Origin of the sequence: Paenibacillus taihuensis (assembly GCF_003386535.1) — a bacterium.
Classification (GTDB): domain Bacteria; phylum Bacillota; class Bacilli; order Paenibacillales; family Paenibacillaceae; genus Paenibacillus_Z; species Paenibacillus_Z taihuensis.
On sequence record NZ_QTTN01000028.1, the window covers coordinates 63,963 to 86,561 of the forward strand.

At 50.5% G+C, this 22,599-nt stretch carries 22 protein-coding genes and 1 tRNA gene; 11 read left to right on the forward strand and 12 right to left on the reverse strand.

Annotated elements, in window-relative coordinates; genetic code table 11:
• Positions 1-89 precede the first annotated feature (89 nt).
• The 3 genes from A8990_RS20985 to A8990_RS20995 are packed head-to-tail and all read left to right on the forward strand — an operon-like array spanning position 90 to position 3,182.
• Positions 90-1,082 (forward strand): Gfo/Idh/MocA family protein, encoded by a 993-nt coding sequence (locus A8990_RS20985; RefSeq protein ID WP_116191005.1) that lies wholly within the window; start codon positions 90-92, stop codon positions 1,080-1,082.
• A gap of 33 nt (positions 1,083-1,115) precedes the next feature.
• Positions 1,116-2,075, forward strand: coding sequence for an AraC family transcriptional regulator (locus tag A8990_RS20990; RefSeq protein WP_116191006.1), 960 nt, complete (start codon positions 1,116-1,118; stop codon positions 2,073-2,075).
• Between the two features lie 24 nt (positions 2,076-2,099).
• The gene (locus A8990_RS20995; protein ID WP_116191007.1) at positions 2,100-3,182 is read left to right on the forward strand and encodes a Gfo/Idh/MocA family protein; all 1,083 of its coding nucleotides are present in this window, start codon (positions 2,100-2,102) and stop codon (positions 3,180-3,182) included.
• Positions 3,183-3,277: 95 nt separating this feature from the next.
• On the opposite strand, the gene A8990_RS21000 is transcribed toward A8990_RS20995, so the two are convergent.
• Together A8990_RS21000 and A8990_RS21005 are read right to left on the reverse strand one after the other, a co-directional pair.
• Positions 3,278-5,251, reverse strand: a complete 1,974-nt coding sequence (locus A8990_RS21000) for a copper amine oxidase N-terminal domain-containing protein (RefSeq protein ID WP_116191008.1) — start codon at positions 5,249-5,251, stop codon at positions 3,278-3,280.
• A 121-nt stretch (positions 5,252-5,372) separates the two neighbouring features.
• A complete protein-coding gene (locus tag A8990_RS21005; RefSeq protein ID WP_116191009.1) occupies positions 5,373-5,591 on the reverse strand; it encodes a hypothetical protein in 219 nt (72 codons plus the stop codon).
• A gap of 169 nt (positions 5,592-5,760) precedes the next feature.
• On the opposite strand from A8990_RS21005, the gene A8990_RS21010 reads away from it, so the two are divergent.
• Complete coding sequence (locus tag A8990_RS21010) at positions 5,761-6,384, forward strand: YktB family protein (protein ID WP_116191030.1); 624 nt, start codon at positions 5,761-5,763, stop codon at positions 6,382-6,384.
• Between the two features lie 77 nt (positions 6,385-6,461).
• On the opposite strand, the gene A8990_RS21015 is transcribed toward A8990_RS21010, so the two are convergent.
• Positions 6,462-9,470 carry an efflux RND transporter permease subunit gene (locus A8990_RS21015; protein WP_116191010.1) on the reverse strand — a complete coding sequence of 1,003 codons (3,009 nt, stop codon included), beginning with the start codon at positions 9,468-9,470 and terminating at the stop codon, positions 6,462-6,464.
• Between the two features lie 234 nt (positions 9,471-9,704).
• On the opposite strand from A8990_RS21015, the gene A8990_RS21020 reads away from it, so the two are divergent.
• The 3 genes from A8990_RS21020 (at position 9,705) to A8990_RS21030 (ending at position 12,219) form a co-directional block, all read left to right on the forward strand.
• Complete coding sequence (locus tag A8990_RS21020; RefSeq protein WP_116191011.1) at positions 9,705-10,457, forward strand: ABC transporter ATP-binding protein; 753 nt, start codon at positions 9,705-9,707, stop codon at positions 10,455-10,457.
• Positions 10,454-11,473: an ABC transporter permease gene (locus tag A8990_RS21025; protein WP_116191012.1), complete on the forward strand. Its 1,020-nt coding sequence runs from the start codon at positions 10,454-10,456 to the stop codon at positions 11,471-11,473. The genes A8990_RS21020 and A8990_RS21025 overlap by 4 nt, the downstream gene beginning before the upstream one ends.
• A 77-nt stretch (positions 11,474-11,550) precedes the next feature.
• Complete coding sequence (locus A8990_RS21030) at positions 11,551-12,219, forward strand: TetR/AcrR family transcriptional regulator (RefSeq protein WP_116191013.1); 669 nt, start codon at positions 11,551-11,553, stop codon at positions 12,217-12,219.
• A 44-nt stretch (positions 12,220-12,263) separates the two neighbouring features.
• Here the strand turns inward: A8990_RS21030 and A8990_RS21035 are convergent, their stop codons facing one another.
• The 3 genes from A8990_RS21035 to A8990_RS21045 all read right to left on the reverse strand — a co-directional run bounded on the left by A8990_RS21035 (position 12,264) and on the right by A8990_RS21045 (position 15,383).
• On the reverse strand, positions 12,264-12,809 hold the full coding sequence (locus A8990_RS21035; RefSeq protein WP_116191014.1) for a hypothetical protein: 546 nt from the start codon (positions 12,807-12,809) through the stop codon (positions 12,264-12,266).
• Positions 12,810-12,902: 93 nt separating this feature from the next.
• On the reverse strand, positions 12,903-14,096 hold the full coding sequence (locus A8990_RS21040; RefSeq protein ID WP_116191015.1) for an MFS transporter: 1,194 nt from the start codon (positions 14,094-14,096) through the stop codon (positions 12,903-12,905).
• Between the two features lie 18 nt (positions 14,097-14,114).
• Entirely contained in the window at positions 14,115-15,383 is a 1,269-nt protein-coding gene (locus A8990_RS21045; RefSeq protein ID WP_116191016.1) for an MFS transporter, read from the reverse strand.
• A 150-nt stretch (positions 15,384-15,533) separates the two neighbouring features.
• Between A8990_RS21045 and A8990_RS21050 the strand changes: the two genes are divergently transcribed.
• Together A8990_RS21050 and A8990_RS21055 are read left to right on the forward strand one after the other, a co-directional pair.
• The gene (locus tag A8990_RS21050; RefSeq protein WP_116191017.1) at positions 15,534-17,000 is read left to right on the forward strand and encodes an aminotransferase class I/II-fold pyridoxal phosphate-dependent enzyme; all 1,467 of its coding nucleotides are present in this window, start codon (positions 15,534-15,536) and stop codon (positions 16,998-17,000) included.
• A 155-nt stretch (positions 17,001-17,155) separates the two neighbouring features.
• Positions 17,156-17,575, forward strand: a complete 420-nt coding sequence (locus tag A8990_RS21055; protein ID WP_116191018.1) for a DUF1885 family protein — start codon at positions 17,156-17,158, stop codon at positions 17,573-17,575.
• Positions 17,576-17,787: 212 nt separating this feature from the next.
• Here the strand turns inward: A8990_RS21055 and A8990_RS21060 are convergent, their stop codons facing one another.
• The 3 genes from A8990_RS21060 to A8990_RS21070 form a co-directional block, all read right to left on the reverse strand.
• A complete protein-coding gene (locus A8990_RS21060; protein WP_116191019.1) occupies positions 17,788-18,090 on the reverse strand; it encodes a DUF1292 domain-containing protein in 303 nt (100 codons plus the stop codon).
• A gap of 121 nt (positions 18,091-18,211) precedes the next feature.
• Positions 18,212-18,778, reverse strand: coding sequence for a stalk domain-containing protein (locus A8990_RS21065; protein ID WP_116191020.1), 567 nt, complete (start codon positions 18,776-18,778; stop codon positions 18,212-18,214).
• A gap of 158 nt (positions 18,779-18,936) precedes the next feature.
• Positions 18,937-19,137, reverse strand: coding sequence for a hypothetical protein (locus tag A8990_RS21070; RefSeq protein WP_116191021.1), 201 nt, complete (start codon positions 19,135-19,137; stop codon positions 18,937-18,939).
• A 105-nt stretch (positions 19,138-19,242) separates the two neighbouring features.
• On the opposite strand from A8990_RS21070, the gene A8990_RS21075 reads away from it, so the two are divergent.
• The gene (locus tag A8990_RS21075; protein ID WP_116191031.1) at positions 19,243-20,019 is read left to right on the forward strand and encodes an MBL fold metallo-hydrolase; all 777 of its coding nucleotides are present in this window, start codon (positions 19,243-19,245) and stop codon (positions 20,017-20,019) included.
• Between the two features lie 50 nt (positions 20,020-20,069).
• Here the strand turns inward: A8990_RS21075 and A8990_RS21080 are convergent, their stop codons facing one another.
• Entirely contained in the window at positions 20,070-20,339 is a 270-nt protein-coding gene (locus A8990_RS21080) for a DUF3892 domain-containing protein (RefSeq protein ID WP_245996133.1), read from the reverse strand.
• A gap of 384 nt (positions 20,340-20,723) precedes the next feature.
• Positions 20,724-20,891 carry a hypothetical protein gene (locus tag A8990_RS21085; protein WP_245996134.1) on the reverse strand — a complete coding sequence of 56 codons (168 nt, stop codon included), beginning with the start codon at positions 20,889-20,891 and terminating at the stop codon, positions 20,724-20,726.
• A 148-nt stretch (positions 20,892-21,039) separates the two neighbouring features.
• Between A8990_RS21085 and A8990_RS21090 the strand changes: the two genes are divergently transcribed.
• Positions 21,040-21,115 (forward strand) — tRNA-Val (locus A8990_RS21090).
• A 349-nt stretch (positions 21,116-21,464) separates the two neighbouring features.
• Here the strand turns inward: A8990_RS21090 and A8990_RS21095 are convergent.
• The gene (locus tag A8990_RS21095; protein ID WP_116191022.1) at positions 21,465-22,091 is read right to left on the reverse strand and encodes a stalk domain-containing protein; all 627 of its coding nucleotides are present in this window, start codon (positions 22,089-22,091) and stop codon (positions 21,465-21,467) included.
• Positions 22,092-22,599: the final 508 nt, after the last annotated feature.

A 22,599-nucleotide genomic window follows, 5' to 3' on the forward strand; every position in this document is an offset into this window, starting at 1 on the left:
TGGACATGTCGCATAATTAGAGGGTAGGAAAACTGTGATCACGCGACATGGATCACACAACCAACCGATATTCTAGGAGGAATTCATTCATGATTCGCGTTGCAATGCTCAGCTACTGGCATGTTCATGCCTGGGATTACACTCGTAACGTTCAAGACAATCCGAACACAGAGATCGTAGCTGTATGGGATGAGATCCCATCCCGCGGTCAAGCTGACGCTGAGAAGCTTGGCGTACCTTTCTTCGCAGACCTAGACGAGCTGCTCGCTCGCACAGATATCGATGCAGTCGTTATCGACACGCCGACGAATGTTCACCGTGATGTTATGGTTAAAGCCGCTCGCGCTGGCAAGCACATCTTCACTGAGAAGGTTGTTGCGCCAACTAATGCGGAAGTGAACGAGATTCTTGCTGCTGTTAAAGAAGCAGGCGTGAAGTTCACGGTATCTCTGCCACGCCTCAATGACAACTACACACTTGCTGCACAAGAAGTATTGGCTAAAGGCTACCTCGGCCAACTGACTCAAGCTCGCGTTCGCCTGTCGCACAATGGCGCAACCGCTGGCTGGTTGCCAGAGCACTTCTACAACCTGGAGCAATGCGCTGGCGGCGCCCTGATCGACCTTGGCTGCCACCCGATGTACCTCACTCGCCTGTTCCTTGGCATGCCGCAAAGCGTAAGCGCGGTTTACGGCTATGTAACTGGCAAGGAAGTTGAAGATAACGCAGTTGCTACTCTTCGTTATGAGAATGGTGCATTCGGCGTTGTTGAAGCAGGATTCGTGAATCCGAATTCCCCGTTCTGCTTCGAAGTACACGGTACTGAGGGCACAATGATCTACGGCTTCGAATCCGATGAAGTTCTCGTTCGCAGCAGCCACTTGAAAGGTAACGAATGGGTGAAAATCGAGAAGCCGGACAACCGTGAAATCGCCTTCAACCAGTTCGTTGGCCACATCTTGAACAACACAGAAGCGACTGAGAACGTAGGCATTGCTGCGGATCTGACGAAGCTGATGGAAGCTGCCAACATCTCGAACAAAGAACGCCGCGAAGTTACAATCGCAGAACTGAAGAACTAATATTCCACACGAAGAAGGAGAGGTGGTACTGACATGGCTAAACCGTTTGCTTACTCGCTAATGGCCGAGCGCGGCGACGCAATCGACCGGCTCGATATCCAATTTCGCTGGGGCGGCTATGGCTTTCGCGTATTGCGCTGCCACCTCGCCACCTTCGCTCCCGGCAAAATCGTACGGTTTCACAAGCACTCGGAGTACGAGTTTCATTTCATACCTCGCGGCAAAGGAACGGTTATCTTAGATGATATTGTTTATCCTCTGCAGGAGGGTGTCTTCTACTTGACGGGCCCGAATGTTCTGCACCAGCAGGAAGCGGACGCGCGGGAAGCGATGGATGAACTCTGTCTCCATATCGATATCGTACCGATGAAGGAAAGCGAAGATGAAGCCTCTTGGGGAGATCCGTGGGAGCGTCACGAAGCCGAGAGCTGCATCAATGCGCTTAACGGTTTGCCGCTTCGCCCGCATGTCGATCAGTACAACGCGATGTCATGGTTTCTGACTGCCTATCGCGCATGGAACGAAGGACAGCCCGGCGCATTCTCTACCATCAAGCAAGCCATCATTCAAATTCTGCTGCGCGCTTCGCGCATGTCTTCGGAGCCGAGCCTCACTTTCGAACCGCCGTCCCGCAATATGAACGAGCATCGATTTCGGATTGCAACGCAGTTCATACACGACAATTACGCACAGCCGCTAACGCTTCAAGAGGTTGCCGAGCGTATCCCGATTAGCGCCCGCCAGCTGCAGCGGATCTTCCGTGAGCAGGGCGAGGAATCGTTCAGCGCTTACCTCGAGAACCATCGTCTGGCGCAAGTGTGCTCTGCCATTGTTGAAGGCCAGCATTCGATTGAGCATATCGCGCTCGAGCATGGTTTTGCCAGCAGCAATTATTTGTACTATGTGTTCAAGAAACGCTTTAACATGACACCTCGACAGTTCCGTATTCAGCATACGTCGGTGAACAACTCGTCAGAGATGGATGACCATTAGACGACCATTAAGGAGATGGACTAATTGACTAAGCCTATTCGAATTGGCATTATCGGCAGCGGCGGTATCGCCCACGCGCATGTCCGCCAGTACAAGCAAATCGCAGACGTTGAGATCGTTGCGGTTGCAGACGTTGTACCGGGCAAAGCACAACAATTTGTGGAATCGCTGTCATTAACAGACGCGCAAGCATTTGACAGTCACCGCAGTATGCTGGAGTTGGATCTTGACGGCGTCAGCATTTGCACACCGAACGTGTCCCACCATGCAACAACGGTTGACGCGCTCCGTGCAGGCAAGCAGGTTCTGCTGGAGAAGCCGATGTCCGTTACGCTTGATGAAGCGGTCGACATGGTGCAAGCTTCCCGTGAAACAGGTAACATGCTGACAATCGGCTTCCAGCCTCGCTATGACCCGAACATGAAGCTGGTCCAAGACATCGTACAATCCGGCAAGCTCGGCAATGTTTACTATGTCGAAACAGGCGGCGGCCGCAGACGCGGCATGCCTGGCGGCACGTTCATCAGCAAGGCGCTCGCAGGCGCTGGCGCAATGGCGGATATCGGCTGCTACTCGCTCGATATGGCGCTGAATGCACTCGGCTACCCTCGTCCGGTAACGGTGTCCGCGTTTACGAGCAACCATTTTGGCACGAACCCGCTCTACCATCCGGAAGCCAGCCGCTTCGAAGTCGAAGATTTCGGCGTGGCGATGGTTCGCTTCGAGAACGATCTCGTGCTGCAGTTCAAGATTTCTTGGGCGATGCACATGGATACGCTCGGCTCGACGCTCTTCCTCGGTACAGATGCTGGCCTGAAGGTTAATCCATTCGGCAAAGGCAACTGGTCTGGCGTATGGGACGGCAAAGTCGGCGAAATGACGCTCTTCCATGACTTCATGGGTCAGCAGACATCGACGCCGGTTCCAGGCATCGAGCACAACAAGGATCTGTTCTTCGAAAAAGTACGCGACTTCGTCGATGCGGTTCGCGAAGGACGTCCAGCACCGATTCCGGGCGAGCAAATTTTGATCCAGCAAGCGATTATCGATGGCGTTCTCCGTTCGGCTGAACAGCGCCGTGAAGTGGAAATCAAGCTTCCTTGGTAATCAACTAAAACAGTTAATCAAGCTGGCATTATAGCAAATATAGCAAAAAGGCCTTCATCTGTTTTTCTGATGAAGGCCTTTAATTATTCGACGAATTACGAGCGCTTCTCCGGCAGCGGCAGGAACATCATAGCCAGCGGAAGATTGCTTCCGGCAGCCAGTGTGAACACAATCTCAACCGACTCCTCGCTATCTCCCGTACGGTACAGCACCGCTGCTTCCCTATTATCTTTCAAGATACTCGATTTCGTGACAGGCACCACCTGGCCATTGACCATGAAAGCACCTGTATAATAGCCGCCGCGCGCATTCAGTGCAATGAGCGTATGCGGGGCGACATGCGGCAAGCTGAGCTTGTACAGCACACCGAAGTTGCCGACATTGTATTCCAGCGCGCCTGTCGTATCGTCAATGCCATCTAGATACGTATCCATCGTTCTATCGCCAAGCTTGATATACTCCTCTGTATCGCCAAGAATATCGGACATTTCGATGGAACGGTCGGATTTGTAGAACGTCCCGCGAACATGCTTGCCGTCACGAGGCATTTGCGTCAAGTAAGGCAGCTCTGTAAATACATTCTTGTTCGAAGCGACAACGACAATCTTGAACTGCAATTCCTGATCTGCATAGAGATCCGCGTATGTCGTCAGAACATCCTTCATCTTCATCGGCGTTTTGGACAGCTCAGGCAGCACTTCCTTCGTTTCGCCCGGCTTGATCGTCATCCACCTTGGAGACGGATTCAAGATGAGCGACTGAAGATAACGGATCGTCGACATCTTCGCCGTATTCTCTACGTACGGGTCAGGGCCGCCTGTACCGATCGAGCCTGTACTGATATTGACCGGCGAACGATTGTTGTTCGTCGCGAGCAGATACATTTTGACCGGATAACCAATTTGGTTCACGTTATGGAACAAGAAACGAACTTGGCCGCTCAGCTGCGTTTCGTACACGATGCCCTCTTGGAGCAGCGTTTCCGGGCTGTTGCTGCGGACCATCTGCGCCTCTTCCGAATGGAAGGTGTACGGCAGAGAAGTCATCTTCAACATCGCACCACTGTCAATCGGCATCTTCTCACCGACTGGCGTGAACAATCTGTAATACTCATCCTTCGTATACAGCACTTCGTCAGTTACGGTGATCGTCTTGGTGACGGAATGTATTAATCCGTGACGATCCTCTACCTCAAGAGTAATCTGCTTCTCGCCGGGCTCGAAGAACACTTTGTCGTTGCCCGTCCAAGTGCGGCGAATAATCGAATTCTCATCATCGGTACTCAAATCGATGTACTGCACATCCTCACCGATCCGGTACGTCAGCTTGTCCGTCGTAAAACTCGCTGCTGGCGGCTGGTTCGGCGCTTTAACGGTAATTGTGACGGAATACGGATCGCTCCAATAGCCGTTAACATCTCTTACCTGTCTTGTGATGATATATCTTCCAGGCTCTTCGAAAACATCCCGACGACCTTCCCAGCGCTCATCGATGAACGGTGCATCGGCCGGATTATAGGAGCGGTCGATATAGTTGACCGTCGTTTCGCCTGCGTAAATTTCCGCTGGCTGTACTTCAAAGTCTGCACTCGGCTTCTGAGGCTGAACAACCGCGTTCCACGAGAGCGTAATTGTTTTGCCCGAGACTGCAACCATACTGCCCGTCACCTTGCCCCATGAGCGAAGCGGCATCATCAAGGAGCCGTTTAAGACATACGGCGCGCCTGTCAGCTTCACATTATTACCGTCTACGTTTGCGATCGTGCTATTGAGCTTGAATTTCAATGAATGCTGCTTGCCTATTGCGATCGACTCTTTCGTCTGCGCGTTATACGAGATCTTGTAGCCATATTGGGCGGCCACAGAAGCAAATGGAATAAATGATACGCCATTGATGGCCGTAACCGGCTGTGCCGCCTTCGTAAAGGTACTGTTATGCTTCATATTTGTACTTCCAATTGTCAGCGTAAGCTTATCCGAATAATCGGGCGCTGCTGCCGTGCTCTCGGAAGCGTAAGCAAAGGGCGTGAGTAAAAATGATAGAACGACTAACCACTTCAAAAATTTCATTATGCGTCTCCTTTTCCTCCACTGTTTCAGCGTATGTCCCCATTAAACGCATCGTTTGCTGAAAAAGTTGCGGAAAATTGTCAAAGAGACACCGTTTGGACACATTCGCCCCTTCGCACCATTAACCGTTGATACGCATATTCACAAGGAAAAATGATGCCATGACGACGAATGCAACAATGGTGCAAATCCCAACAATGGTGCGGGTTTTACGCATCGAGGACACCTTCTGCTGGTTATTCTCAAGGCGTGCGATCGAGACGGAACGATGAACAAATAGAAAGACGATTGCTAATGTAACAAATACCATATTCGCAAGAAACCATAATTGCTGCCACATGCTAAATTGACCTCTCCTAACGTCTGCTGCTTAAGGTTACTAGAGATGACTGTAACGGAATCGGCGGCAGATTGCAAACATGTGCTATAATGGGCAAAAAAAGGTTTGTCCTTAAGTGCCGAAAGGAATGAAATTACGCAATATGACGACTCAAGCTACAGAACAGCAACTGGCGTTCGCCGGCTTCACAGCGGATGACTTTGACGTATTTGCCGTACCGGGCCTTGAGGCGCGGATGACGGTTCTCATTGAACGGATTCGCCCCAAGCTGAATGAACTTGGCGAGCTGCTCTCGCCTTGGCTGACAGAGCTTTGCGGGGAGCCGATGTTCCCGCATGTTGCCAAGCACGCACGCAGAACGATTAACCCGCCGAACGATACATGGATCGCGTTCGCGCCCGGCAAGCGCGGCTATAAGATGTTTCCTCATTTCCAAATCGGTCTCTTCGGCTCGCATCTCTTCATTCAATTCGCGATTATTTATGAATCGGACAATAAATCGGTATTCGCTGAGCATGCGCTTGGACAGATGGATGAAATCATGACTAATATTCCTGCCGATTACGTATGGTCCGGCAATCATATGGTGCCGGGCGGCGATACGCAGGGCGAGCTTGGCCGTGAAGGGCTTGCGCAGCTGCTTACGCGTCTTCGCTCGGTCAAAGCTTCCGAAGCGCTGTGCGGCATCGTGATCGACCGTCAAGATCCGCTCCTTCAAGATGGCGAGGCGTTCCTCGAGAAAGTGAAGGAAACGTTCCGTACCGTCCTTCCTCTGTACAAAATGTCGTTCTAATAATCATGCCTGCGTCAAAGCAAAAAAGCCTTACGGCCATTCCTCAAGGATTGGTCGTAAGGCTTCTTCTATTGAACTTATGCTGCGTGGCTTGCGCCTGCTGCTTGTGCTTTGCGTTGACGCTTCGATTTACGGAAGAAGAACAGCTCGTAAATACAAGGGATGATCAACAGTGTAAGCAGTGTTGCTGCTGCCAGACCGCCGATTACAACGATCGCAAGGCTTTGCGATACGATGCTTCCGCTCTCGGAGGAGCCGAATACGAGCGGCAGCATCGCCGAGATTGTAGCAATTGCTGTCATCAGAATCGGACGTGCACGCGTTGCCGCTGCTTCGATTAGCGATTCGCGAATCGTCATGTGCTTCTCGTTCTGTTTGACGCGGTCGATGAGTACGATCGCGTTCGTTACAACGATACCGACAAGCATCAGTGCGCCGAATACCGCTGTGAAGTCAGGCGAGATGTTCGATACGATCAATCCAACGACTGCGCCGATTGCTGCAAGCGGCAGCGAGCACAGGATTGCAAGTGGTGCACGCAGTGTTTTGAATGTAACAACCATGATCAAGTATACGATACCGATTGCGATCATCATGATGATACCGAGATCCGCGAAATCGGAGGATTGGTCTGCCGATGCGCCGCCAACAGCGAACTTCACGCCTTCCGGAGCTTTCAGGTCGCCGACCTTCTTCGTGATTTCTTTGCCTACGATCGACAATTGGCTAGGTTCAACGTCTGCCGTCACACGAACGTAAGGCTTGCCGTCTTTGTTGAAGTACTGGCTTGGTTGGTCAGACTTCACAAGCTTCGCAACGGAGGATACCGATGCTGGGCCAGTTGCTGTCATAATCGTCAGCTGATTCAGATCAGCTTCTGTCTTCGGATCAGCCATCGGCTGCAAAATAACGCTAGTCGTACGGCCATCCACATTTACAGTGCCGAGCGGGATCGGGTTCAGCATGCCTTGCAGCTGCTGTGCAACTTCTCCGGCTTTGGATTTGAGCGGATCCATTTGGAATGTGTAAACCGGTTTCTTCTGCTCTTGGTTCGACTTCACTTTAATGACGTCTTTCACCGGTTTGATCGCGGCCATAACCTGATCTGCACCTTTGGAGATCGCTTCAAGGTCGTCGCCTGTTACGTCAATCGTAATTTGAGTCGAGCTGCCGCCGCCTGCGAAGTCCATTGCACCGGCATTCAGGTCAGCACCTGGGTAATTCTTACGCTCTGCTTTAATCGCTTCAATCAGCTTATCAGCATCTGCGCCAGCCTTCATATCAACGAGATACGTGACAAGTGTCGGCGACGATACTTCACCGAACTTCGCACCGTCCGCGCTGTTGCCGTTCTGCATAAGCGCCCAGTCAATTTCATCGCGGCTATTGATGAATTTCTCCAGCTTGCGGCCTTCTTCAACGACTTTGTCATGCGGTGTTTCACTTGGATATTCAAGCGTGATGTTCAAGTTCTCCACATTGGAAGAGTCGAGCGCGCCTTTCGGCATCGCCATGTACGCGCCAACCGAACCGACCAACAATACAATTGCGATCAGAATCGGAAGCCATTTGTGCTGCAGGTTCCAAGCCAGGAAGTTCGCGAAACGTTTGGAGCCTTCGTGCTCTTTCATCTTCGTGTTACGCAGCAATACCGCGCTCAAGATCGGTACGACTGTCAGCGCAACGAGCAAGGATGCAAGAAGCGAGTACGTTACTGTCAGTGCAAAAGGAAGCAGGAATGCTTGCAGCGAACCGCGGAGCAAGCCCATTGGCAAGAATACCGCTACCGTTACGAGCGTTGAGGATGTGATCGCTGTCGCTACTTCTTTTGTCGCATCCATAACGAGCTGTACAGAGAATTGCTCTTTCTGCACGCGGCGGTAAACGTTCTCGATAACAACGATACTATCGTCTACGAGACGGCCTACCGCTACGGCAACGCCGCCAAGTGTAATGATGTTAAGTGTAATGCCGGACATTTGAAGCAAATACAGTGTAATACCAAGGGAAAGCGGAATCGATACGATCGTTACGAGCGTTGCACGCAGGTTGCGCATGAACAGCAGGATAACGATTGTGGCGAACAATGCACCCATCAATACTTCGCGAAGCATCGAGTTTACGGAATGCACGACTTGCTCGGATGTGCTCGAAAGCACTTTGATGTCCACGCCCTTCATATCTTTGTTCAGGCGATCTACTTCATCCTGTACGCCATTGCCGACTTTAACGGCATTCGCGTCAGCTGTTTTCGAGATGGTGAGCATAAGCACGTTCTTGCCATCCAAGCTGCTGATGCTCTCCAGTTGATTTTGCGGTTCAACAGTGGCTACATCGCCAAGCGTTACGCCGTCAGCGACTGGCATCTTCCGCAGCGTATCCAGATCGTTGATCGAAGCTTCTACGTTAATGTTGCCGGACGCGCCATCGATTGTTTTCTCGCCGATGGAAGCTGCTACGCCGCGGTTTTGCAGAACGCCCATTAGTGCTTGGAATGGTATGCCTTTGGAAGCAAGCTTATCTGCATCCGGTGTTACTGTAACGTTAGGCGTCGATTTGCCGCTGAGCGAAACATCGCCTGCGCCGTCCACTTTCTTGAACGCGTTGATAATGTCCTTCTCCGCTTTGTCGCGGTCTGCTTCTTTGATACCGTCGAGATTGATCGATACCCAAGAGATCGGAATCATCGATGTGTTGAATTGCACCACATACGGTGTCATAACACGTTCAGGAAGCTGCACGGAGCGAACAGCTGCTTCAACTTCCGCCTTTGCATCCTTCATATTTGTTTTCGAGTCAAAAGAAAGATCGATCTTCGAGAAGCCGTTACCGGATGACGAGGTCATGAGGCTCTTTCCTTTAACGAATTGCACAGCCTCTTCGAGCTTGGCTGTTACTTCTGTCTCCATCGATTTGGCATCATAGCCCGGCCCAATCGCGGCGATCGTTACCATCGGATTGTCAGCTTCAGGCAGGAACTCCATCGGCAGCCGGAAGTAACTGATAACCCCCATTACGAGTGCCATTAGCACTACGAGTTTCATTGCGGCTTTGTTATTGAAAGCCCATTTGGTAATCCATTGCATTATTATTCATTTTCTCCCTTCATATGGTTTTCCTATGACTCCCTGTTAAAGAATACCGAATTCAAGTGTTATCTGTAAACGTCTCTAGACCAGTCTTTATCCCCGACCTAAGACGGAGGCGCAGATGCGTCTCGAGACAAGTCGTGAGTGATTACTCACTTTACAGCAGCCTTGACGCGAGTTATGATTGAAGTGAGTAATCACTCATTTTGATAATAAAGGATGTGAGTCTTCATGTCATCTAATCCATCAACTTCAACAGCCGCTCCGGTCGTGGATGTTCGCAACATTACCCGGCGCTTCGGCGACAAAACCGTCCTCGACGATATCTCGTTCGGGGTCGAGCGCGGCGAGCTGCTTGGACTGCTCGGACCATCCGGCTCAGGCAAAACAACGCTGATCAAGCTGATCACCGGCATCGACAAAGCCGACGGCGGCAGCGTCGTCATGCTCGGCGAACGGATGCCGAAGCTGGCTATGCTGCAGCGGTTCGGTTATATGGCGCAGTCCGACGCGCTCTATAACGAGCTGACGGCTAAGGAGAATCTTACCTTCTTCGGCTCGCTCTTCGGGCTGAAAGGCAAACAGCTCGGGTCCCGTATTCAAGAGGCAATGGCGATCGTAAACCTGCAGGACCACCTGAACAAGACGGTTGCCTCCTATTCCGGCGGGATGAAACGCCGCTTGTCGCTGGCTCTTGCGCTGCTGCATGAACCGGAGCTGCTCATCCTCGATGAGCCGACGGTCGGGATTGACCCGGTGCTGCGTCAATCCATCTGGCATGAGCTCGGCGCGATGCGGGAACGCGGGACGACGATCATCTTGACGACGCATGTCATGGACGAGGCTGAGAAGTGCGATCGTCTCGGCATGATCCGCGACGGCAAGCTGATTGCGATTGATACACCTGCCGCGATTAAGGAGAAGAGCGGCACAGCAACTATTGAAGAAGCGTTCATCGTTTACGGGGGAGGTGTTCGGGCATGAGAATCCGCGCGCTAGCCATTCGAATTATTCGCCAGTTTGTACGCGATAAGAGAACACTGGCACTACTGTTCCTTGCTCCTCTGCTCATTCTTACATTAATGAAGCTTGTTTTTAACGGCAATGCCGTTGAGCCGAACATCGGTGTCGTTCAAATTCCCGCTGCCATCGTCGAACGGTTATCCAGCTCGGATGCAAACGTAACGAAGTACGACGATGCTGGCGCTGCCGATCAAGCACTGAAGGACGGCTCTTTGGATGCGGTGCTCTCGCTTGCCGGCGGTAAGCCTGACATCACGCTTGAAGGCAGCGACCCTTCCACGAGCAAAATGGTGCTCCTTCTCCTCCAGCGCACTATGAGCGCGGAAGAGCCGGGTGTCGCGCCAGCTGTAACGTATTTGCACGGCAGCGCCGATATGGCTTCATTCGACTATTTTGGCCCTGTTCTGATCGGCTTCTTCTCCTTCTTCTTCGTGTTCATGCTCGCAGGCGTTTCGTTCCTTCGCGAACGAACCAGCGGAACGCTTGAGCGGTTGCTTGCAACGCCAATTCGAAGATTCGAAGTCGTGCTTGGATACTTGACTGGCTTTGGTCTCTTCACCCTGCTGCAAGCCGCACTCATCGCTTGGTTCGCCATCGATATCCTCGGGCTCTATATGGACGGATCGATCTGGCTTGTGCTGCTGATGAATTTGCTATTGTCGCTTACCGCGCTGACCCTTGGGACGCTGCTGTCTTCTTTTGCAAGCAATGAGTTTCAGATCATTCAGTTCATCCCGATTGTGGTTGTGCCGCAGGTGTTCTTCTCCGGCCTGTTCAATCTGGATTCGATGACGCCGTGGCTGCAAGGCTTGAGTCGTATCATGCCCCTCTACTATGGTGCGGACGCGATGCGAGGCATTATGATCCGAGGCGAAGGCTTCAGCGATATTCAGCTCGATATCTATGTATTGCTCGGCTTCTCGATTATCTTCGCGCTGCTCAACGTGCTTGCGCTGAAGAAGCACCGTTCGATTTAACAACAGCAGGCCTGATGTGATATGATCGTGGCTAGTTGATAGACAGCGATTGGGGCAACCTTAGGAGTTGATTGGGAATGACCGAAACGATGGAGCAGTGGATGGAAGAGCTCTTGAAGAACGAAACGGCCAGCGAGAAGATGACCGAGAAGCAGGCGAAAATCTTGGCGTCCGCCATTGAAGTATTCGCCGAGAAAGGCTACGCCGCTTCTTCGACAAGCGAGATCGCGCAGCGCGCCGGAGTCGCCGAAGGCACGATCTTCCGCCATTATAAGACGAAGAAGGAGCTGCTCCTCTCTATTGTAGCTCCGGCGGTAACGAAGCTCATCGCGCCGTTCGTCATGCGCGGCTTCGGCAAAGTGCTTGATTCCAATTACGAGCATTTCGACGAGGTGCTGCGAGCGATGATAGAGAATCGGATTGAGTTTATCCAGAAACATCGCAGCATTCTGAAGATCCTACTGCAAGAAATTCCGTTTCACCCGGAACTGCAGGTGCATATCCAGAAAGATATTCTTGCGAAGGTGCTTGAACGGCTTCAGAAGATCGTCGTCAAATTCCAAGCGCAAGGCCAAATGGTTGACTTGCCTTCGAGTACGATCATTAGGCTGTGCATATCCACCATTATGGGTTATATCGCTGTTCGTACCATTTACGGCGAACGCGAAGATGCGGTATGGGATGATGCGAAAGAACGCGACGAAACCATTCGATTTATCATGCGCGGGCTTGGCTATAACGGTTAGTAAACCAAACATTCAAGGGCACCTCATTATGATGAGGTGCCCTTCTATTTTCCCGTTCCTGCTTGATATTGCACCTTTATATCTCCGATTACCCAGTTCACCATATCCTCATTGATGATTTCCGTAATGGCACGCTTATGCTTGTCGAGCTCTTCTTGCGAGATATAGATATTCACTTTATTCTTCGTTTCATCTAACCCGACTCCCCCGATGCGGAGCGCTTCCGCATGTTGAAAAATTTTCGCTTTGCCTTGCACGAGTTGATCGTAAGAATACTTCACATAGCTGATCTTCAGCTTATCGCTCATCTTGCTCTTGCCTCTGATGGCTGCTTCTTGCTGCACCGATTTCGAGCTTTGCGTCAGCAGCATTACAGTATGTCCATCCTCGGTAAAAGCACCGGCGTAAGCATCCCTGTAGTTTGATTTCATATACGTCTCAAGCAGTGCGCGGTCTTGCTGCAGTGCATTCATTGTTTTCGGAAGAGGGGCCTGATCGGAAGTTCCGAAGGAAACGATACTCACGATCAACACAGCAATCACAATCGCAGCAATGCAGAAACCGATGACGACCATCCTTCTCGTTGACATGGATCGTTACCTCCATTCGCCCTAATTGATAACAAAAGAAGACGCGCACGGTCTCCCCGTACACGTCTTTATAATCCTATTGTAACCTACCTATTATTCAGATAACACACCGGCCTTGTGTGACGCTGTGTTGTCCAGCGCGCGGAACCGCAGCAGCAGCACGATTCCCGCCAGCGAGAGCAAGCCGCCTGCCACATAAGGCAATGTAATTTCGGCGGAGAACAACGCTGCGCCGACTAGCGGACCGATGATGCGGCCGAGGCTGTCCATCGAAGAGCTAAGTCCGGAAGCAACCCCTTGTCCAACGGTCGTCTTCTGCGTAATTAATGAGGTTACGCATGGACGGATAAGCGCGTTGCCGATACCGAAGATCGCGAGGTATATCGTTGCTGTCGTCAGGCTGTGTGCCGTCACGAGAAGCAGGAAACCTATAGCCGAGATTACGAGTCCAGCCGCGATGTACATTGGCTCTTGCCCTTTGCGAATCCGCCTGCGAACGACGCCGCCTTGGATTAGCGCGCCGACAAGGCCGCAGACGAGGAACATGATGCCGACTTGAAGCGGAGTGACATCGAAGCGCTTCATGCCGAACAGCTGCAGCGTCGCTTCAAGGCCTGCAAGCGAGACCGATACGATCAGCGCGAGCACGTACAAATATTTGAGCGAACCGGTGAACGCCTTCCACCGGGAAGGCTTCTTCTCGCCTGCTGCCGCTCTCATCTCAGGTGTGAGTGATTCCGGCATCTTCGTCACGGCAATCAGAAACGTGATGAGTGCGAGCGCAGCTGCCGCGAAGAACGGTGTATTTTGCGATACGAGACTTAATAGTCCGCCGAAGCCAGGACCGATCGTGAAGCCAAGGCCGATCGACATGCCGACAAGTCCCATACCTCTTGTCCGCTGGTCGGGCGGCGTTATATCTGCTACATAAGCGACGATTACGGAAGTTACGGCTCCTGAGAACAGACCGCCTAATATTCTGGATGCGTACATGATCGGCAGGCTGCCGTCTGCAATGCCGAACAGCAGGAAGCTTGCAGCGAAGCCGAGAACCCCGATCAGAATAACTGGACGACGGCCGATCCGGTCGGACAGTCCTCCCCAGATCGGAGACAGCAGGAACGCTACTGCCGAATAGATGGATAACATGAGTCCGGTATGGAATTCAACCGCGCCCGGACTTGCCTTTTTAATAAGCTCCGGCAAAACCGGAATAATAATCCCAAACCCGATAAATGTCGTAATGAGCATCATCATCACGACGCCAAGTCGTTTGTCTTTGATCATCTTGTTCCCTCCACTCCATCATCGTACCACATCTGCCTTATGTCTTGTTATGAACAAATGAAGAACAAACAAGACGAGCAGATCGGCGCCGCTAACGAGAAACGGAGCATGTGGACCCAGTACATCCCATAGTTTTCCTGACATGATACTGCCAACTACCGTGCCAAGTCCTTCGATGGTCAGGAAGAAGCCCCACACCGCTCCCCGCTCCGCTTTCGGGATCGCCTGAGCGATCAGCGCGTTCCAAGCCGGAATAATACAGGCGTAGCCAAGCCCTACGAAGGCGATAATAACCATTACAAGCGGTAAATTACGCGTGTAGCCTAAGATCGACAACGATATCGCGCCAGTTAAGAAGCCAACATGCAAGAACCATCTGGTTCCGAATTTATCGACCCACTTGCCGACAGGAATGAGGCCAAGCACGATCACCGCCCCGCTGCAGATCAAGTACAAGCTGTACTGCTCCGGCGTGAGATGAAGCACCGTACGAGCAAATTGAGTCAGCACCGGTGTCAACAGCCCTAGTGCAAGGTTCTGAAGAAACATGGCTGGATACAGCAGCTTGCTGGCGTGCAGCGACTTGCCCACTCTTGCGAAGTAGCGGCGAACGCGCTCGAGCCATGGCAAATGATGCTCCCCTGCATGTTCCGCCGCAGCCGCTACAGGAGCCTCGTCCCGATTCTCAAGTGCCAGCGATTGTTTACGACCTGGCAGGAACCACGCCACAAGGATAACGACAACCATCATGCCAAGCAATATTCGAAAGGCGGGTGTATACGTATGTACAATAAAGAAGTTAATGACGATTGGTCCGCAGCCAACACCAGTGAGCCACGCCATATAGACGACGCTCATAATGGTTCCGCTGGATTCGTTGCCCGCAACGGTTGTCGCCCCGTTGATGACACATGGCCATAGCGGTGATGTCCCTACTCCGAGCAGCAGACAAGCGACGACAATCCATCCCATTCCGCTCGTGAATGAGACGATCACGACGGAGGCGGTTGTGAACAAGACGCCGAACAGCATGACGAACCTGTAGCCGATCCGGTCGATGACCCAGCCAAGCGGACTGCGGAAGGCGTTATCGCCTATATATTGAAGCGCGAGTGCCCAACCGACCGCATAGGCGGACAGATCGAGCGCTTGTCTCATATAAACAGGTAGAATCGAGACGAGCAAAGCTCCCTTCACGAATTCAACCAAATACATAATAATGAGCAGCTGGACGACAAATGGTGACGATAATACTTTTTTTCCAGCCCAGCCTTTCGCGATTTTCATACTCGTTCCCCTTCCATGCTTGCTTTGCATTATGAATGAGTCCCAATTATTCTAAGCAAAAAAGTTACTTGCAATCCCCCCTAGTTTTGCTATACTGGGCTTTGTTTGTAAACACACTCACACTAACACGAAAGGCTGGGATGAATGCAAATGGATCATACCCGGACCCCGCTGTTCAGCGCGCTGCGCAACCATGCGGCTAATAACCCTGTACAATTTCACATTCCCGGACATAAAAAAGGTCTAGGGAGCGATGCAGAATTTCGCGAATTTATCGGTGACAATGCGTTGTCCATCGACCTTATAAATATCGCGCCGCTCGATGACTTGCACCAGCCGACTGGCGTTATCGAAGAGGCCCAAAAATTGGCAGCCGATGCTTTCGGAGCTGATTATACCTTTTTTTCCGTACAAGGAACAAGCGGCGCCATCATTACAATGATTATGTCCGTCTGCAATCCGGGCGACAAAATCATCGTGCCGCGCAATATTCACAAATCGGTCATGTCCGCGATTATTTTCGCAGGTGCCCGTCCCGTGTTCATTTCGCCTGCCCGCGATTCCAATCTCGGTATCGATCACGGCATCACGACAAAAGCCGTGAAGCGCGCGCTTGACCGTCACCATGACGCAAAAGCAGTGCTCGTTATTAACCCGACGTACTATGGTATCTGCGCAGATTTGAAGGAAATCGTAGATCTCGTACACAGCTACGATATCCCGGTTCTCGTTGACGAAGCGCATGGCGTGCTCATTCACTTCCACGAGAAGCTTCCGATGTCGGCGATGCAAGCCGGCGCGGATATGGCAGCAACAAGCGTTCACAAGCTGGGCGGTTCCATGACGCAAAGCTCGGTTCTTAACGTGCGCAAAGGCCGCATTAATCCGCATCGCGTACAGACAATCATGAGTATGCTAACGTCGACGTCGACCTCGTACATTCTGCTCGCTTCTCTGGACACCACTCGCCGCAACTTGGCGATCAACGGTCATGAGATTGCGGATAAAGCGATCGAACTCGCGCAGCATGCACGTGCTGAAATTAACAAAATGCCGGGCCTCTACTGCATCGGCGAAGAAATTCTCGGCGGCGAAGCAACGTACGATTACGATCCGACGAAGCTGACCATTCACGTACGCCATCTTGGCATTACTGGCTACGAGACAGAGAACTGGCTGCGCGACCATCACAACATCGAGGTTGAGATGAGCGATATGTATAACATTCTCGCACTCGTTACGCCGGGTGATACGTATGACTCCATCGGCACTTTGATACATGCGCTTCGCGATCTGGCAGAGCAGCATAAAGTGAATGAAGCGAACGAGCTCATCGTCAAGATTCCAGAGATTCCGCATTTGTCACTGACGCCTCGTGAAGCGTTCTACGCGGAAACAGAAGTCGTGCCGTTCAAGGAATCGGCTGGCCGGATCATCGCCGAGTTCATCTACGTCTATCCGCCGGGCATCCCGATCCTGCTCCCGGGCGAGGTCATCTCCCAGACGAACATCGACTACATCGTCGATCACGTCGAAGTAGGCCTGCCGGTCAAAGGTCCGGAAGACCGCAGCATTCAATATGTAAAGGTAATCGTCGAGGAAGAAGCGATCTCCTAGTATCTCTCACTTCCGCTCGCATACCTCTTTCGCCCCAGCTCTTCTTTTTCACTAAGGAGGCTGGGGCTTTATTTTGCCCATGTCCATTTCTTCGAACTTCCGGTTATTGTCAATGCTGTTGCGATAATGCTATGATGTGGAAGGGGGTGGGCATTATGAGTCAAAGCGCTTACATTAAATTTGTGCAAGGTTCTGCCGTGGATCATCTCAGCCTAAGCGACGTGAAGGAACGGCTCGGCCGATACAAGGAACAAACATCGCTTACAGGCCAGCAATTGGGCTGGGACTATACCGACGCCGCATTTCCTTATACGATTGAGACGAAGCCCGGTGAGGAGAATCGGTGGTTTTATTTGAAAGGAACGACGCCGCAGTATAACTATATCCTGTTCGGTGTTGGCTCAGAGACTAGCGGCGAATCGACAATCTCGCATGTCCAAGTCGTGCTCCCTGATTCTGCGACGCATGGCGACAAGTCGAAAGCGAATGAACTGTGCAAGTACTTTGCCAAACATCTGCAAGCTGAACTGAAAATGTTTAACGGACGTACCATTTACTATAATCCGCGGAAATAAGCGCAAACGGCTGTTGCCATCAGCGTGGCACAAGCTTACGTTTCGCGGAAATAAGCGCAAACGGCTGTTGCCATCAGCGTGGCACAAGCTTACGTTTCGCGGAAATAAGCGCAAACGGCTGTCGCCATCATTATGGCAACAGCTTGCGTTTCGCGGAAATAAGAAAACTCCGAGGCCATTGGCTTCGGAGTTTCTTGTGTTATTCTTATTGCTTACGCTTGTTCGTTCTCGCGTTGCGCAATTTCTTCGTACAGCTTCGTTACGCGCTCCCACTCGGCATCGTCTTCGATACCAACGAGGAATGCTTCGCCGTCCTCTTCTTCAATACGGAAAATAATTCCGTCAGCTTCCGGATCGTTGCGATCCAGCAACACGGAATATACTTGATCTTCGGATTCAAACGTAAATACCATAACCATTTCACGTTCTACGCCTTCCTCGTCCGTGACTAGGAATACATGCTCTTCGTGGTCATGATCATGGTTGCAATTCTCATCATGTACGTGTTCGCTCATTGAAGGTACCCTCATTTCCATTCTTGATTCATTTCATCCGTATCGTAACATGTAAGCATCCTCAGGGTCAAACGAAAGCGCCGCAAACCTATATAGGCCGCGGCGCTTCGCTCATTTCGTATTAGGACTTGGCTGTTATCGTTTTCTCGGAGACGATCTTCCAATCGTCGCTGCCGGCTAACTTCATATAGAAATTAATCGTATACTTGCCTGCTTTATCGAATGTATACGTGTAGTCATCCGTCCGGTACCAGAAGTTGTCCTTATCGATGGAGACACTCTTCGATTGAATCGTCTGTTCATCGCCGCTCGGATCCGCAATCGACACTTTCACTGCGGAGATGTCCGTCAGCAGGTTATCGATTTGAGCGAATACTTTGAACGTGATTTTGTTGCCCTTCGTAACGTTACCGAAAATCGTAGAGTCCTGGAACAGGAACATGTGCACGTTCGGCTTGTAAATCGTTACTTTCCTCGAGCTATCATCCCAGTTTACGAGTGCCTGGAGTGAATTCGCTACCTGTCTTGCGGATAAATACGTCTTCCCGTCTGTGAAAATACCTGCATCGTCAAGCTCGCCGCCATTCACGATTACACGCACCTTCTGCGATGCAGAATCCGCGAAAAGCATCGTTCCGCCCCACAGCGACAAGACGAGCGTCAAAAGAAGAAGCTTTCTGAACTTCATGGCTGCAAACCTCCGTCCGTTTATATGGTTGTATGGTTATACTCACCAAGTCGTCCAAAGTTGCGCCAATTGAAAACATTTTTTCCTTACCAGATGTTGTCATATCATGCCGAAAACTGCGCTTGCCCGGGAAATGACAGCTAGTGCCAAGATGCCCGTTACACGTAAGTACGGGTCAAAATACAAGGCACGCCTTTGCCAATAGCTCCTGGCTGCTTCATGCTTTCGTAATACCGCATCCCTCTCGCACATGGCGTTTTGCATACTGCGCATGTGTCTGACAAGACGAGTTTCAGCACCGCCTGTTTGCGGTCTGAAGCGCTTTTCTTCTTCTTCGTTGCTTTGCCTTTACCGGCCATAGTTATCCGCACCTGCCTATCTTTACAATCCGTTCATAGCCATCGTATGTGGACGGATGCTCATAGGTGCCTGACCAAGGTTTCCCTTTCCATTTGCATGAAGAAATGATAAATTTGAGAGGAACCTATCATCTTAGGAGGACAACCGCCTTGGATATCCAAATGCTCGGCACGGGCAATGCGTTTGCGAAGCTGTACTTCAATACGAATGCCCTGCTCTATACGGAACAGCACACCATCCTGCTTGATTGCGGCAATACGGCGCTGTTGTCCATGCACAAACTGGGCAAATCAGTCAGCGATATCGATGCGATTCTAATAAGCCATATTCATGCTGATCATATCGGCGGCATGGAAGAGTTGGCGTTTCAGATGAAGTTTATCTATAAAAGAAAGCCGCTGCTCTTCATTCCGGAGTCACTCGTGACACCGCTCTGGGAGAGCTCGCTGAAGGGCGGTCTGCTGCAGGATGAGTGCGGGACGCTTGATGAATATTTTGACGTCAGGCCGATCGTGCCTGGAGTTAAGAACGAGCTGCTTCCTGGACTTGCAGTCGAACCCATTCAAACCGACCACATTCCGAACAAAATCAGCTTTTCCTACTATATTAACGAGTCGTTCTTCTACTCTGCCGATATGAAGTTCAACCCGGAGCTGCTGCATCAGCTCGTGGATCGCGGATGCAAGACCATCTTCCACGATTGCCAGCTGCGGCCGCCAGGTGTCGTTCATACGACATTGGATGAGCTCTCCTCGCTCCCGGATCATATTAAGGAGCGAATTTGGCTCATGCACTACGAGGACGTGAAGCCCGATTACGAGGATAAAGCCGGCATTATGAGCTTCGTCGAGCAGCATGTGCGATATACGATTGAACAATAAGAAAAGCCCGCTTCGATGATTCGATGAGCGGGCTTTTTTCCATATTGAACTTAGAAGTTTGGCAGCTGATCCAGGTTGTTCGTCGGATCACCGTCAGCGTTGCCGCGGATGTACGTCTCGCCGTCTCTGCCTTTGAACGCGTTGACACCGGCAATCGTACCGCTCTCCACTTCCGCAAGTGCTTGCTCGTAGTTCAGCACCCGTCCAGTGGACGTTTGGAACGAGGTTAGATCACCATCGCCATTCTTCTGCACCGCTACGAATGTCTCGCGCTGTTCGCCAGCTGCTCCTTCGGATTGCTCCGGCATTCTCATGTACATGGGGATTCCTCCTTTTGGCAAGTATTCTCGTAGCATGGCTGATCTTGGGATGTTTTATACAAAAAAATCCGGCATGCCCCTCTGGGGAGCATAACCGGACTTAAGGCGTGTTATCTTCACGTAACGGCGGCTTCATTCTGCCTGTTTCTATTCTGCTTGACGATTGCGGTCCCAGTGCTCTTCCTTTATCGGATGAATCATATACGTCGCTAAATACAGAGGTCGAACTCGGCATTGCTGATTCTGACTGTTTGCGCAAGCAACCCGTGCATACGAACAGGAATAGAACGATGCAGCAGAGCATAATTGTCTTCAAGTATACCACTCCCGTATTGAGATGGGACTAGTATACCCGTGAAGCTAACGAAGCAAACCTTTCCTCAATTACCGTTTGGATGACTTCGCTTCAGGGGGCAGTTTACGCTTCCATACAAAGGCTTCATCATAGGCGATCGAATCATTGATGACCATCTTGGCAACACATACGCATACCGTACCGACGATACCGAACAAACCAACCAGCCAAACAACTAAATGAGCAGCTTCCGCCACTAGACAATCCGCCTCCCTAAGGATACCTTCCTTTGAATACACCTTATGCGGCGGAATATCGGTTTAGACTAATTTTTTGTGAAAAGTGGTTGACATCCATTTTCTCGTTTGTTATATTATTACTTGTCACTAACGAAACAACTACTATGATCTGTTAGCTCAGCTGGGAGAGCACTATCTTGACAGGGTAGGGGTCAGTGGTTCGAGCCCACTACAGATCACCATAATTTAAACGTCGAAAGCCTTGAGAAATCAAGGCTTTTTTTGTTGTTTGGATCGTCAATAATTCTCCTGCTATAATGGACTTGGTTTAAATCAAAAGGAACCATAACTGAAATTGATGAGAAATACGTCAAATACCAGACTCAAATGTACGAGCATATCATCCCTCTGACTGCGATACGTAATGTGCAGCTGCAGGCAGCCGAGCGACCAAGGTCAAAAGCAATATATTACGGCGGATCGGCGGGATAAAGAAGCAGCCTCATAAGGGAGGATGGTCCTTGTATCTCCCTTATGAGTATTCTTGAATGTGCAAATATCAATGAATGATTAGCTAAAAGACTCGTGCTGCTAGTCCTGAGTCCCTGATGATGCAGTACTTCCATCGTTATATGACAAACGCTTAGAAAATTCTTCGCCTGTAATATTGCCTGCATAAAACTCCCGGATATCTTCACTCAAAACCTGATAGTAGGCTTTATCTGTAAACCCAATGAAGACATACTCAGCAGGAGTTGCAGATATAGCACTTAGAATCTCACTGAAAGCATCATCTGAAAGCGAAGAATCGACTCCATTGTACTCTACGGAAACATAATCAAAAGCTCCACTCGATGATTCCCCTACAGAGGAGTAAATTTCCGTAACACCATACTTCTTAAGCTTTAAATAAGCATCGTGATAATTCATCCCAACTGTTCGAGTCACCACTTGGTTCTTCTTCGTTTGAATATCGACTGTCTTAGTGCTTTGATTCCAAGTGTAAGTAATACCCGCATTTTTCAAAAGATTAATAGGCAGCATAGTACGGCCATTGTAACTAATAGCCGGTACATCTGATACTTTAACCGGAGTTCCATCTACTGTGAGTCGAATAATATCGTTACCTTTGTATGTCCCCCACAAGCTAGCTGCACTTACAACTCCCGATAATGCAATAACGCCAATAACTGTAAGACCAATGATTTTCTTTCTCATAACCAACACCCCTAAAATAGTTACTATGACTACATTCGCTATTATAAGGTGGAATAACCTCCCTGTGAATCTTAAATTTGTGAATTAAGGCAGATTAATAGAGAAATAGATCACTCGGATATTTTCTATGGTGCTTTTTATTAAGACAACAAAAGCCGCCCCTATCAGGACAATGTCATTAAGTTAAGGTGTTGAACCAAATATCTATGCAAAGGAGCAGGTTATCGAAAGATAGCCTGCTCCTTTTTTGCGTGAAAAAGAGTAAAAGAACTTGACAAGCAGTTGAAAATGTGTGGCGAAGCCCCTTGAAAAAACGAGGAGGTTTCGCCCATGAATACGTACGCGAATTCACTAAAACAAAAGCTGACATCCCTTATTCAAGAAATGTCAGCCGCACCAGCACTGTATGTCAAAAACCCCGAAAAAGACTTTACGCGAAAGAAAAAGTTACCCTTTGAAACGGTTATGCAGCTCCTGATCTCAATGGGCGGAAACAGCCTATACAAGG